Raw genomic sequence first — 13,885 nt, forward strand, 5'->3', positions numbered from 1 at the left:
GTAAAAAGCGGGCTTGATGCCCGCTTTTCTAAAACTCGCGTAACGAATTACAGTTTTGCAGAGTTTTTAGTCAGGTAGTCAGCAACGCCTTTTGGAGAAGCATTCATACCTTCTTGGCCTTTTTCCCACTGAGCTGGGCAAACATCACCGTGCTCTTCGTGGAATTGCAGTGCGTCAACCATACGCAACATTTCGTCAATGTTACGGCCTAATGGCAGGTCATTAACGACTTGGTGACGGACAACGCCGTTTTTGTCAACGAGGAAAGAACCACGCAGTGCAACGCCTGCATCTGGGTGTTCAATACCGTAAGCTTTGATGATTTCGCGTTTGATATCAGCAACCATTGGGTATTTAACTTCACCAATACCGCCGTTATCTACTGGTGTTTTACGCCATGCGTTATGAACAAACTCAGAGTCAAAAGAAACACCTACAACTTCTACGCCACGTTTTTTGAATTCTTCGTAGCGGTGGTCGAATGCGATCAGCTCTGAAGGACAAACGAAAGTAAAGTCCATTGGCCAGAAAAAGATCACAGCTGGACGGCCGTTCAGGTGGGTTTTCAGGTTGAAGTTATCAACGATTTCACCATTACCTAAAACAGCTGCAGCAGTAAAGTCAGGGGCTTGACGTGTTACCAGAACCATAATTTACTCCTATGAGTTTGAATTAAAGTTTTTTGTCCTGTCTATTTAATCACTGATAAATAGTGTGGACATAGACTGCCAAAAGAATAGAAAAATATCTTTTGATAATAAAGACATTTAAACCGATTATTGTGATAGGTTTTGGCTATCAATCATACTGGTTTATTAAATTAATATCAATAAGATAGTTTTATTCCATTAAAGTGCAAGCTTTAATTTATTCCTTTGTGTTAATTGTGACATTTTGTACAAAAAAATGTTGCAGCGCATTAGCCATCATTTCTGGATAAAATTGAAAGAAAATATTTTCTAACGCATCATACTGAAATAAAAAGTCGTTAAATGAACCACTTAGCGCTCCAAGCTTGGGGCGCCTTCTCGCCATACCATTCAGTGATTTACCAATATAATTTTTATCCGCATAGCGTATCAGCCACTGCTGAGGCCAAAGGAATTCATTTAACTCCTGAAATTTTTCAGGAGTATGACAAAGTTGTGGCTCAATTATTGTTCGGCAGTCGCGTACAAAGCCCGCTAGCGATATTGATGGCTCAATAGTCGACCAGTGCAGCGACAAAAAATGATCCCAGACTAAATCCAAGGTTATGGGCGCAACACGGCGATATTCATCACGAAACAACAACTTAGCTTCTTTGACTAAAGGGTGGGTATCCGTGGTTCTGTCCACAGCTCTGTGCATAAAAATACCCGCAACAATCTCGGGGGAGTAAAGACCCGTAGGATTGCCACGCACGTAGTCAGCCATGATGTTGCCGAGCAAGGAGCTGTCAGCGAGGTGGGCCAGGTGGAGGTGCGCTAGGTAATTCATCCTCCTATGATATACCCGATGCCTTTCAAATTATAGCTGTGTTAGCTGCACAAATCGACCCTAGTCACATACTGATGTATGCTCCTAGGGATCAATTTGCTTGCTGCCTTGCTCTAATTCGAAATTCATGGGGTATATTTATTTAGTAGAAAAAGAAAAAGAAAAAAGACGGAAGTTAATGTGTCATAAAAGTTGAGTAAAATTGAAATAATTCATTCTTTGAATGGATAAATAGCGTACAGAATTTTTTACTAACAAAATATTTGTTAAATAATGGTGTTTTTCTGTACTATTTTACGCTTATTTCTTGCGCCAAAGTCAGCGCGGCACTAGACTAGTCGCCTGTTTTTTTAGATTGATGTCAATACAATGCGTGTTTCTGATTTTACTTTTGAATTACCTGAAGAACTGATTGCCCACTATCCGCAGGCTGAACGTAGCGCTTGCCGCTTATTAAGCCTCGATGGCGGTTCAGGGCAGCTCACGCATGGTGTTTTTACCGATATTCTAGAAAAATTGGAGCACGGTGACTTGCTAGTGTTCAATAACACTCGCGTGATCCCTGCACGGTTATTTGGGCGCAAAGTTAGCGGTGGTAAAATTGAAGTTCTGATTGAGCGTATGCTGGATGAACACCGCGTATTAGCCCATGTTAGGGCATCAAAAGCGCCAAAAGAAGGGGCTGAATTACTGTTAGGTGAAGATGAAAGCGTGAAGGCGACCATGGTCGCGCGTCATGGTGCATTGTTTGAACTGCGCTTTGATGATGAACGTGATGTATTAAGCATTCTAAACCAAATTGGTCATATGCCTCTGCCGCCTTATATTGATCGCCCTGATGAAGAGTCAGATAAAGAACTTTATCAAACCGTGTATAGTGAAAAACCGGGGGCTGTCGCAGCACCAACGGCAGGTTTACACTTTGATGAGCCGTTACTTGAAGCATTGCGCCAAAAAGGCGTAGAAATGGCGTTTGTGACATTGCATGTGGGAGCCGGTACCTTTCAACCAGTACGTGTTGATACTATCGAAGATCACATTATGCATTCTGAATATGCGGAAGTGCCACAAGAGGTCGTGGATGCCGTTTTAGCCTGTAAAGCTCGAGGTAATCGCGTTATCGCCGTTGGAACGACGTCTGTTCGGTCACTAGAAAGTGCCGCAAAAGCAAGCCAAGACGCTTTAATTGCTCCATTTTTTGATGATACCCAAATCTTTATTTACCCTGGGTATGAATATCAGGTGATAGATGCACTAATCACCAACTTCCACTTACCTGAATCTACATTAATTATGTTGGTTTCTGCGTTTGCTGGATATAAAAACACCATGAATGCATACGAAGAAGCCGTTAAACAAAAATACCGTTTCTTTAGTTATGGTGATGCTATGTTTATTACCCCCAATACAAACGCTCGATTTGAGAAAATTGGTGAGTAATCAGTTTTATAAGCGGTGGCATCGGCTGCTTGCTTAGCAAATTAATATTATCGATAGCAACAGACTGTTTTTCTGCTGCTAGGAGGCAAATGTGAAATATGAATTACAAACGACTGACGGCAATGCACGCCGTGGTCGCTTAGTCTTTGAGCGCGGCGTGGTGGAAACCCCTGCATTTATGCCAGTAGGAACCTACGGTACAGTTAAGGGGATGACCCCTGAAGAAGTCAAAGAAACTGGCGCTCAAATCTTATTAGGGAATACTTTCCACCTGTGGTTACGCCCGGGTCAAGAAATCATGAAGTTACATGGTGATCTCCATGACTTTATGCAATGGCAAGGGCCAATTTTAACCGATTCAGGTGGCTTTCAGGTCTTTAGTCTTGGTGCGATGCGCAAAATTAAAGAAGAAGGTGTGCATTTTCGCAACCCTATCAACGGTGAAAAAGTTTTCCTAAGTCCTGAAAAGTCGATGGAAATTCAGTATGACCTCGGCTCAGACATTGTCATGATTTTTGACGAGTGTACGCCGTATCCAGCAGATTGGGACTATGCAAAGACATCAATGGAAATGTCGTTGCGTTGGGCTGCACGTAGCCGCCAACGCTTTGACGAACTAAACAATAAAAATGCTTTGTTCGGTATTATTCAAGGTAGTGTTTACGAAGATTTACGTGATATTTCAGTTAAGGGACTGGTGGAAATCGGCTTTGATGGGTACGCTGTAGGCGGCTTAGCCGTAGGCGAACCGAAAGAAGATATGCACCGAATTTTAGAACATGTCTGCCCGCAAATTCCAGCTGACAAACCTCGTTATTTAATGGGAGTTGGCAAACCTGAAGATTTAGTTGAAGGGGTTCGCCGTGGTATCGATATGTTCGATTGTGTGATGCCAACACGAAATGCACGAAATGGGCATTTATTTGTGACAAATGGCGTGGTAAAAATTCGTAATGCTAAGTATAAATCAGACACATCAACACTGGATGCTGATTGTGACTGCTATACTTGTCGTCATTATAGCCGTGCTTATCTGCATCACCTTGATAGATGTAATGAAATCCTTGGTGCAAGGCTCAATACCATCCATAATTTACGTTATTACCAGCGTTTGATGGCAGGTATTCGCCAAGCCATTGAAAATGGGAATTTTGAAGAGTTTGCTAAAGATTTTTACCAAAAGATTGGTAAACCCGAACCTTCATTAAATATCGAGTGAATTTAAGTGCGAAATGCCACTAATCTGTGTAGCATATCAAACTTAGCTTTTTTGTATGTAAAATTGCTTTCAATAAAACAATGAGGAAAGTTGAATGAGTTTTTTTATTTCTGAAGCAGCGGCGTCAGCAGGTGCACCAGCGCAAGGTAGTCCATACACCATGGTTATCATGCTTGTTGTTTTCGCGCTGATCTTCTATTTCATGATTTTGCGTCCACAGCAAAAACGTGCGAAAGAACACCGTAAATTGATGGAATCTATCACTAAAGGTGATGAAGTTTTAACAACTGGCGGTTTAATCGGGCGTGTAACTAAAGTGTCTGAAACCGGTTATGTGGTTCTTGAGTTGAGTGAGAACACAGAAGTAACCATCAAACGTGATTTCGTTGCTGCTGTTTTACCTAAAGGCACAATGAAAGCAATTTAATTCTGATTCTCCCGAAGGGAACTGCCGTGCTAAACCGTTATCCTTTGTGGAAGTATCTGATGTTGATCTTTGCGATCCTCATCGGTTTGCTTTATGCACTTCCAAACCTATATGGTGAGGATCCGGCTGTTCAGATCACTGGCGTGCGGGGAACCGCCGCCAATGAACAAACGCTGATCCAAGTCCAAAAATCGTTAAAAGACGATAAAATTGAGAGTAAATCTATCTCTCTAGAAAATGGGGCAATTTTAGCCCGATTCAACAACTCTGATGTTCAGTTACGTGCGCGTGAAGTGATCATGAATGCACTGGGTGACCAGTATGTTGTTGCATTAAACCTTGCACCTGCAACGCCTAAGTGGCTCGAAGCGATCGGTGGTGAACCGATGAAGCTTGGTCTTGATCTGCGTGGTGGGGTTCACTTCCTAATGGAAGTTGATATGGACACTGCATTAGGTAAATTGCAGGAACAAAACATGGATGGTTTGCGTAATGACCTGCGTCAAGAAGGCATTGCGTACTCTTCTATTCGTAAAGGCAATGATTACAGCGTGGAAGTTCGCTTCCGTAACGCGGACGATCGTAGCCAAGCTGAAAAAGCATTGTCTCGTAAATACCCAGACTTAGTCTTTAGTGATGGCAGCGATAACACCATGATTGCTGTTATGACCGACGAGCGTTTACGTGAAGCACGTAACTATGCAGTTTCTCAGAACATTACTATTATTCGCAACCGTGTAAACCAATTAGGTGTTGCGGAGCCACTCGTTCAACGCCAAGGTGCTGACCGAATTGTGGTTGAATTACCCGGTATCCAAGATACTGCTCGCGCAAAAGAAATTTTAGGTGCGACTGCGACATTAGAATTCCGTTTGGTGAATACTTCAGTCGATTCTTCCGCAGCAGAAAGTGGCCGTGTACCAGGTGATTCAGAAGTTAAATATGACCGTGAAGGCATGCCTTACGTTTTATATAAGCGTGTGATCTTAACGGGTGACCATATTACGGATTCAACCTCTGAAGCGGATGAAAATGGCCAACCACAAGTGAGTATCAGTCTTGATAGTGCTGGTGGTTCTATCATGTCTGACTTTACACGTGATAACCAAGACAAGCTGATGGCAACGCTGTTTGTTGAATACAAAGACAGTGGCAAAAAAGATGCAACTGGCCGTTCAATTTTGGTGAAAGATGAAAAGGTCATCAATGCGGCACGTATTTCTGCGCGTTTTGGTAGCAAATTCCGTATTACGGGTATTACTAACGGCACTGAAGCTCGCCAGCTTTCATTACTGTTACGTGCTGGTGCGTTGATTGCGCCAATCCAGATTGTTGAAGAACGTACCATTGGTCCAACACTGGGTATGCAAAATATCGAGCAAGGGCTAAAAGCCTGTATCGCAGGTCTGTTAGCTTCTATCCTGTTTATGATTATTTATTATCGTAAATTTGGTCTGATTGCGAGTAGTGCGCTGTTAGCAAACTTGGTGTTAATTGTTGGTGTGATGTCCTTATTACCGGGAGCAACACTGACCATGCCAGGTATTGCAGGGATTGTATTAACCCTTGCAGTTGCAGTCGATGCTAACGTTCTTATTAACGAACGGATTAAAGAAGAGCTCAAGAACGGTCGATCTGTTCAGCAAGCGATTCATGAAGGGTATAAAGGCGCCTTCTCAAGTATTACAGACGCAAACTTAACGACACTTATCACCGCGATTATTCTATATGCAGTGGGTACTGGGTCTATTAAAGGCTTTGCGATTACGACAGCGATTGGTGTCGCAACCTCTATGTTTACAGCTATCGTCGGTACACGTGCTATCGTGAACCTGCTTTACGGCGGTAAACGTATTAACAAGCTGTCAATTTAAGGAGCACGTTGTGGCACAGGATTATACTGTTGAACAATTGAACTATGGTCGTAAAGTTTATGACTTTATGCGCTGGGACAACGTTGCCTTTAGCATTTCTATCGTATTACTGATTGCTTCTTTTGTGATTATCGGCGTCAAGGGTTTTAACTGGGGCTTAGATTTCACAGGTGGTACGGTAATTGAAATCAACTTAAGTCAGCCAGCTGATTTGGATAAAATTCGTGATAGCTTGTCTAACTCGAACCATAAAGATCCACTAATCCAAAACTTTGGTAGCAGCCGCGACATCATGATCCGTATCCCGCCAATTGAAGGCACTGCGGGCCAAGAAGTCGGCAAAGAAATTATCACGATTATCAACCAAAGTGTGGATGATAAAGCAACCGTAAAACGCATTGAATTCGTGGGGCCAAGTGTTGGGGCTGAATTGGCGCAAACAGGGGCTTTGGCTCTGTTAACTGCGTTGATTTGTATCCTAATCTATGTTGGGTTCCGTTTTGAATGGCGCTTGGCTGCGGGTGCCGTGCTATCTCTTGCGCATGACGTGGTGATTACTTTAGGTATTCTGTCTTTGTTCCATATTGAGATAGATATGACTATCGTGGCGTCATTGATGTCGGTTATCGGTTACTCGCTGAATGACAGTATCGTTGTATCAGACCGTATCCGTGAAAACTTCCGTAAAATTCGTCGTGGGACACCGTACGAAATCATGAACGTCTCTTTGACGCAAACACTGAGCCGTACCATTATGACATCAGCCACCACATTATTAGTGGTTCTGATGCTATACCTGTTCGGTGGCGCAATGTTGGAAGGCTTCTCATTGGTTATGTTAATCGGTGTAACTATCGGTACTATCTCATCTATTTACGTGGCTTCTGCATTAGCACTGAAGATGGGTATGAAGCGTGAACACTTGATGCAAGCGAAAGTCGAAAAAGAAGGCGCAGACCAAGAGTCGTTACTGCCTTAGTTCTTAAAATAGTTCGTGTGTGAGTAGGCAGCAAGTGAACGACATCCCTAGGAACCATAGTAAACTATGTGACTAGGGTATCGGAGTGCAGCTAATACTCTCACAACGCGAGATATGAACAGCAACGAGAACACCCTAGGAGGCATCTTCTAGGGTGTTTTTTCTCGCATAGTAGGGTAAACTATCTCCCCCTAAATAGATTCAGGAAACGCTATGCACTGCCCATTCTGCTCAGCTGTAGATACGAAAGTTATTGACTCGCGTCTGGTCGGTGAAGGGTCCCAAGTCCGTAGACGCCGCCAATGCTTACTGTGCCATGAACGCTTCACAACCTTTGAAGTGGCTGAACTTGTCATGCCTAGAGTCATTAAAAGCGACGATATTCGTGAACCTTTTGATGAAGAAAAGCTTAATCGTGGTATGCAAAAGGCGTTAGAAAAACGGCCTGTAAGTTCTGATGATATTGAACAAGCTATTATTTCTATTAAATCCCAGCTTAGGGCTACCGGGGAACGTGAAGTCCCGTCGAAATTAATTGGCAGTTTGGTTATGGATGAGCTGAAAAAGCTCGATAAAGTTGCCTATATCCGTTTTGCTTCTGTTTACCGCAGCTTTGAAGATGTGCGTGAATTTGGCGAAGAAATCGCTAAATTACAGGATTAACGCCAATGATTGAACAAGACAACATGTATATGGCTCGTGCTTTTGAGTTGGCACGAAAAGGGCGTTTTACCACATCACCTAATCCAAATGTCGGGTGTGTGATTGTGCGTGATGGTACTATTGTCGGTGAAGGGTATCATCAAAAAGCGGGGGAACCCCACGCAGAAGTCCATGCACTAAGGATGGCAGGAGATAAAGCGCAAGGGGCAACGGCTTATGTCACCCTTGAGCCTTGCAGTCATCACGGTCGTACCCCACCTTGTGCAGAGGCGCTGATCAAAGCGGGTGTAAGCCGCGTTGTTGCTGCCATGCAAGACCCAAACCCTCAAGTTGCGGGCCGTGGCCTGTATATGTTGTCGCAAGCAGGGATTGAAACGCGCAGTAATGTTTTATTAAACGATGCTGAAGCGGCAAACCGCGGCTTTTTAAAACGTATGCGTACCGGGTTTCCTTATATCCAGTTGAAACTTGCCGCTTCACTCGATGGCAAAACCGCCCTTGAATCAGGGGAAAGTAAATGGATTACCAGCTCGGCAGCTCGCAAAGATGTACAAGCTCTTCGAGCCGAGGCTAGCGCTATCTTAAGTACGAGCAGCACGGTTGTTGCTGATGACCCTTCTTTAACGGTACGTTGGAACGAGCTCCCATCAGACATCCAACAAGTTTATCCAGAAAACCAAGTGCGCCAGCCCATTCGTATTGTGTTGGATAACCACAATCGTGTGACTTCTGGTCATAAAGTCACTCAATTAGATGGTGAATGCTGGTTAGTGCGTTCAAACCCAGATGAAAATGCAGTATGGCAAGGGCAAGTTGAGCAACTCGCTGTTCCTGCTGATGAAAACGGCACCGATCTCGTTATTTTGATGATGCAATTGGCTAAACGTAATGTGAATAGCATTTGGGTTGAAGCAGGGGCAAAACTTGCAGGCTCATTGCTTAAGTTAGGTTTAGTGGATGAGCTGATTGTCTATATTGCGCCTAAATTATTAGGAAATAGCGCTCGAGGTCTGGTGGACTTCCCACCGCTTAATGCCCTTATTGATGCGCCAAAATTTGAATTTACAGAAGTGAAGCAAGTCGGGCCAGACCTACGCGTCAGGCTTCGTCCCGTATGGTAAGTGGTTTTTTTGAAAATCATACGTACGATACACGAAAGAATGTGATAAAATCCGCGCCCCGCGGGTTATAATTAATATTAGAGGAAGGCTATGAACGTAATTAAAGGTGTTGTTGCTGCTCCACAAGCGCGTGTTGCTATCGCTATCGCTCGTTTTAACAACTTTATTAATGATAGTCTGCTGGAAGGTGCTGTTGATGCGTTAGAGCGCATTGGTCAGGTTTCAAATGACAACATCACAATTGTGTGGGTTCCAGGCGCTTATGAGCTACCGTTGACCACAAAAGCATTAGTTGAAACTAATAAATATGATGCAGTAATTGCATTAGGTACCGTTATTCGTGGTGGTACAGCTCACTTTGAATATGTTGCAGGTGAATGTAGTTCCGGCCTATCTCATGTCGCGATGAACAGTGAAGTGCCAGTGACTTTTGGTGTGTTAACCACTGAAAATATCGAACAAGCCATTGAACGTGCGGGTACTAAAGCAGGTAATAAAGGTGCTGAAGCTGCACTGACAGCACTTGAAATGATTAATGTAATTAAGGCCATCAAAGGCAAATAATACACAATTAGCTCTTTGTTGCCGTTTTTTCGCCACAATGGTGTAGATAACGCAATGCAACAAGTGTTTTTTGTGTACAGTTTTTAAATTTAAGGGGAATCTTGTGAAACCTGCTGCTCGTCGCCGCGCTCGTGAGTGTGCTGTACAGGCCATTTATTCATGGCAATTATCTGGCAATCCAATTGCTGAAGTGGAATATGAGTTTATTGCTGAACAGGACATGTCAGACGTTGACGTAAACTATTTTCGTGAACTGTTATCAGGTGTTGCGACCAACGCGACAAAACTTGATCAACTGATGGCGCCTTATTTATCTCGTCAGCTAGAAGAGTTAGGGCAGGTAGAAAAAGCGATTTTACGTGTCTCTATGTTTGAATTAAGTTTCCGTGAAGACGTACCTTATAAAGTTGCAATCAACGAAGGTATTGAATTAGCGAAAGTTTTTGGCGCAGAAGATAGCCATAAATTTGTTAACGGTGTATTAGACAAAGCGGCACCTGCAGTTCGTCGTAAAAAATAATAATATCAGGGTTCCCTCCTGTAGCACTACGGTAATAAATAGGTAGGCTGGGTTCCAGTCTACCTTTGTGTTTATATGCTCGCGATATTTCAATGACAGGTGAGCGAAGAATAATTGTAGCCAATTAGATACGCTGTTTAGGTTAGCAATTGTGTGCTATTTACCTATTATTGAATTATTAGGGTGTAAATTATTTGCTTCGTCTCAAACGAAAATAGATATAGCGAAAACGGAAAATCTACCATGTCATATGGCGAATTTGACCTCATCGCGCGTTATTTTAACCGTCAAACCACTAACCGACGTGATGTTAATATCGGTATTGGCGATGATTGTGCGTTGATGACCATTCCAGAAAAACAGCAACTTGCAGTAAGTACTGACACTCTCGTTTCTGGTATCCATTTCCTACCTACCATTTCACCGGCTGATCTTGCTTATAAATCATTAGCATCTAATTTAAGTGACCTTGCAGCGATGGGCGCAGACCCTGCATGGGTTTCCTTAGCCATTACATTGCCTTGTGTTGATTGCGATTGGTTGCAATCTTTCAGTGATAGCTTGTTTGAACAGCTTAATTATTATGGAATGCAATTGATTGGTGGTGACACAACTCGTGGGCCAATGAGTTTAACGTATACGGTTCATGGTTTAGTACCAAATGGTAAGGCGATGTCTCGCGCAGGAGCGCGTAATGGCGATTGGATTTATGTCACTGGTACTCTCGGTGATAGCGCGGCAGGCTTAGCTATTTTGCAAGACAAACTGAATGTTGAAAATGTAGAGCATCAAGAATGGCTAATTGCGCGCCATTTACGTCCGCAGCCACGGATTTTACAAGGCCAAGCGTTGAGAAACCTGGCTTCTTCTGCAATTGATATTTCGGATGGTTTAGTTTCCGATCTTAACCATATCTTGAAAGCGAGTGGTTGTGGTGCACGGATTAATTTAGATGCATTGCCTCAATCAGAAGCGTTGAAACAAAGTTGTAGTATTGAGCAAGGGCGTTTATGGTCTTTGAGTGGTGGTGAAGATTACGAACTCTGTTTTACTGTTCCTGAAATTAATCGTGGAGCGTTAGAGATGGCATTAGCGCATACGGGGTCAGGCTTTACGTGTATCGGGCAAATTAAGCCGCAGTCTGAAGGAATTAGCTACTTTTGCAATAACCAAGAAGTTGATGTAAACCTAAAAGGTTTCGATCATTTTGTTTCGGAAGGTGCATAGAATGGCAAGTCGCCAAGAAAAAGCAGAAGCAAAAAAACGGCTGAATATGCGTAACCCTTGGCACTTATTGGCCACAGGATTTGGGAGTGGCCTTTCGCCTATTGTGCCTGGCACAATGGGCTCTCTTGCTGCGATACCTTTCTGGTTATTAATGGCAAACATGCCAATTTGGAGTGTGTGGGTACTCATTATCGTGGGTTTTTGGATTGGTTGCCTAATTTGCCAACGCACTTCCGACGACATGAAAATTCATGACCATGGCAGTATTGTTTGGGATGAATTTATTGGGATGTGGATTACGCTAATGGCGATCCCAGTTGTTGATTATGAGTGGGTCATTACCGCCTTCTTTATTTTCCGTATTTACGACATGTGGAAGCCATGGCCAATACGGTTTTTTGACCGAAAAGTCAGCGGCGGTTTTGGTATTATGATTGACGATATCATTGCGGCGATTTTTTCTTATGTCACTATTTGGTTGTTGGTTTGGTATGACATTATGCCATTCTCAACCAACTAAATACGCGTCATATTTTGCGCTGTGGCGTTGTTGGCTGCGTTCGGTTACCCGAATCACATACTTGTGTATGCTCATCGGGATAACCTCGATTGCCGCCTAGCCACAACCCAAACTATTTAGCGTATTGGTATTTATCGTATTTCAAACTAAATACGCGTCATATTTCAAATTGTAGGGGTGTTGGCTTCACTTATCCGCTCTAGTCACATACTTGTTTATGCTCCTAGGGTCTTATTCGCTTGCCGCCTACCTACAATCTGAACTATTTAGCGTATAAATACGTGTCATATTTCAAATTATAGGGGGGCTTCGCTTATTCGCTCTAGTCACATACTTGTTTATGCTCCTAGGGTCTTATTCGCTTGCCGCCTACCTACAATCTGAACCATTTAGCGTATAAATACGTGTATATTTGATGTGATTGCATATCGTGGTGACTTCTTTTACTTCTTTTACTTCTTTTACTTCTTTTACTTCTTTTACTTCTTTTTGCGCCGAATACCCATCACTGAGGTTTGTGCTAAGGTTAAACCTTTGGTTTCTGGTGCAAATAGAATCGAAACAATTAGCCCGAGCAAAGAAACACCTGCCCCCATTAACACCACCGAACTGACCCCATATTTAGTGATAAACAGCGGTAATGCCCACGTTGAAAAAATGGTTCCAATACGGCTGATGGACATTATTACCCCAACGGCAGAGGCACGAATATCTGTTGGAAACAGTTCATTAGGGTAGAGCCATTGTAAAATACCCGGCCCGCCGGAGAAGAAAGCGTAAATGCCAAACATAATAATCACAAGGCAAATACCGAGGTTTGAGAATAGCCCAAGTATGGCAAGTGCAAGGGTCATAATCGCAAAGCTACCAATCAATAGTGGTCGTCGGCCCATTTTATTTAACCAATACATCGCGGGTAAGCAGCCTAACATAAAGAATAAGCTGATAACCACGTTACCCAGTGCAGCATTTTTTCCTTGATCCCACCCGAGCTGACCAACAATTTGTGGGCCAAAGGTGTAAATTGCAAACATCGGGATCACTTGGCAGGTCCAAATAATGGCAGTGAATAGAACAAAAGAAAAATGGCGCTTAGTGAATAATTGGATGAAATGTGTTTTTTGTTGTTCTTCGGCTTCGAATACCACAGGCTGACCAAATAGCTTTTCCATCATTTTTTCGCATTCTTTAACGCGCCCTTTGCGGATCAGCCAAAGAGGTGATTCAGGTAAATCAAAACGACCAATCAAAATGATAATACAAGGGATCACTGAGCTACCAAGCATCCAGCGCCAGCCATCTTCCACGTCATACAACATATAACCGACGAGATTGGCACAGGTTGCACCCACATACCACATTGCCGCAATAAACCCGACAGCAAATGCGCGCTGTTTAGTATTGGAAAACTCAGTGATCATTGACGTTGCAATTGGGTAGTCCGCACCTATTACTATCCCGATTAAGAACCGCATGATAAGCAGCTCCATCGGTGTTGAGACAAACATGGTCGCCACTGAAATAGCACCAATGGCAACAATATCAATTAAAAACATTTTACGACGACCGACTTGGTCGCAAATATAGCCGAATAGAGAAGTACCGATGAATAGGCCCGCTAATGTTGCAGCGCCTAATAAGCCAATCCATTCACTACTTAAGCTTAATACGGGTGTGAGTTGTTCTAAGGCAACGCCGATCAGGACTAATACATAACCATCCAGAAAAGGCCCTCCACTGCCCCAAAGCATAATCCGCCGATGAACGGAGGAAAATTGGATATCATCAAAACTTTTTGGTTTCATTATGCATCCCAGTGTCAGCGTAAATAAACGCTTGAAAACTCTCGAAG

14 protein-coding genes are annotated in these 13,885 nt (G+C 43.2%); 11 read left to right on the forward strand and 3 right to left on the reverse strand.

The features are described 5' to 3' along the window. Positions 1-47: 47 nt before the first annotated feature. Entirely contained in the window at positions 48-650 is a 603-nt protein-coding gene (locus P3L40_RS03565; RefSeq protein ID WP_004905550.1) for a peroxiredoxin C, read from the reverse strand. Positions 651-867: 217 nt separating this feature from the next. Then, a complete protein-coding gene (locus P3L40_RS03570; protein ID WP_136134853.1) occupies positions 868-1,479 on the reverse strand; it encodes an ACP phosphodiesterase in 612 nt (203 codons plus the stop codon). Positions 1,480-1,848: 369 nt separating this feature from the next. Between P3L40_RS03570 and queA the strand changes: the two genes are divergently transcribed. The 11 genes from queA (at position 1,849) to pgpA (ending at position 12,033) form a co-directional block, all read left to right on the forward strand. Next, positions 1,849-2,919 (forward strand): tRNA preQ1(34) S-adenosylmethionine ribosyltransferase-isomerase QueA, encoded by a 1,071-nt coding sequence (gene queA / locus P3L40_RS03575; protein WP_004905546.1) that lies wholly within the window; start codon positions 1,849-1,851, stop codon positions 2,917-2,919. 91 nt (positions 2,920-3,010) lie between these two features. After that, on the forward strand, positions 3,011-4,138 hold the full coding sequence (tgt, locus tag P3L40_RS03580) for a tRNA guanosine(34) transglycosylase Tgt (protein ID WP_004905543.1): 1,128 nt from the start codon (positions 3,011-3,013) through the stop codon (positions 4,136-4,138). Between the two features lie 94 nt (positions 4,139-4,232). Next, entirely contained in the window at positions 4,233-4,565 is a 333-nt protein-coding gene (yajC, locus tag P3L40_RS03585; RefSeq protein WP_004905542.1) for a preprotein translocase subunit YajC, read from the forward strand. A gap of 26 nt (positions 4,566-4,591) precedes the next feature. Next, positions 4,592-6,439: a protein translocase subunit SecD gene (gene secD / locus P3L40_RS03590; protein ID WP_071585895.1), complete on the forward strand. Its 1,848-nt coding sequence runs from the start codon at positions 4,592-4,594 to the stop codon at positions 6,437-6,439. A gap of 10 nt (positions 6,440-6,449) precedes the next feature. After that, a complete protein-coding gene (gene secF, locus P3L40_RS03595) occupies positions 6,450-7,418 on the forward strand; it encodes a protein translocase subunit SecF (RefSeq protein ID WP_004905538.1) in 969 nt (322 codons plus the stop codon). 213 nt (positions 7,419-7,631) lie between these two features. Next, positions 7,632-8,081: a transcriptional regulator NrdR gene (gene nrdR / locus P3L40_RS03600; RefSeq protein ID WP_004914623.1), complete on the forward strand. Its 450-nt coding sequence runs from the start codon at positions 7,632-7,634 to the stop codon at positions 8,079-8,081. A 5-nt stretch (positions 8,082-8,086) separates the two neighbouring features. Then, positions 8,087-9,202, forward strand: coding sequence for a bifunctional diaminohydroxyphosphoribosylaminopyrimidine deaminase/5-amino-6-(5-phosphoribosylamino)uracil reductase RibD (gene ribD / locus P3L40_RS03605; RefSeq protein WP_004905533.1), 1,116 nt, complete (start codon positions 8,087-8,089; stop codon positions 9,200-9,202). 90 nt (positions 9,203-9,292) lie between these two features. Then, positions 9,293-9,766: a 6,7-dimethyl-8-ribityllumazine synthase gene (ribE, locus tag P3L40_RS03610; RefSeq protein WP_004905531.1), complete on the forward strand. Its 474-nt coding sequence runs from the start codon at positions 9,293-9,295 to the stop codon at positions 9,764-9,766. Between the two features lie 103 nt (positions 9,767-9,869). Further along, on the forward strand, positions 9,870-10,286 hold the full coding sequence (gene nusB, locus P3L40_RS03615) for a transcription antitermination factor NusB (protein ID WP_036958557.1): 417 nt from the start codon (positions 9,870-9,872) through the stop codon (positions 10,284-10,286). Between the two features lie 243 nt (positions 10,287-10,529). Continuing rightward, entirely contained in the window at positions 10,530-11,513 is a 984-nt protein-coding gene (gene thiL, locus P3L40_RS03620) for a thiamine-phosphate kinase (RefSeq protein WP_004905525.1), read from the forward strand. A 1-nt stretch (position 11,514) separates the two neighbouring features. Further along, positions 11,515-12,033: a phosphatidylglycerophosphatase A gene (gene pgpA, locus P3L40_RS03625; RefSeq protein WP_004905523.1), complete on the forward strand. Its 519-nt coding sequence runs from the start codon at positions 11,515-11,517 to the stop codon at positions 12,031-12,033. A 479-nt stretch (positions 12,034-12,512) separates the two neighbouring features. Here the strand turns inward: pgpA and P3L40_RS03630 are convergent, their stop codons facing one another. After that, positions 12,513-13,838: an MFS transporter gene (locus P3L40_RS03630; protein ID WP_004905520.1), complete on the reverse strand. Its 1,326-nt coding sequence runs from the start codon at positions 13,836-13,838 to the stop codon at positions 12,513-12,515. Between the last annotated feature and the right edge of the window lie 47 nt (positions 13,839-13,885).

This window comes from Providencia sp. PROV040, assembly GCF_032706145.1.
GTDB classification, from domain to species: domain Bacteria; phylum Pseudomonadota; class Gammaproteobacteria; order Enterobacterales; family Enterobacteriaceae; genus Providencia; species Providencia hangzhouensis.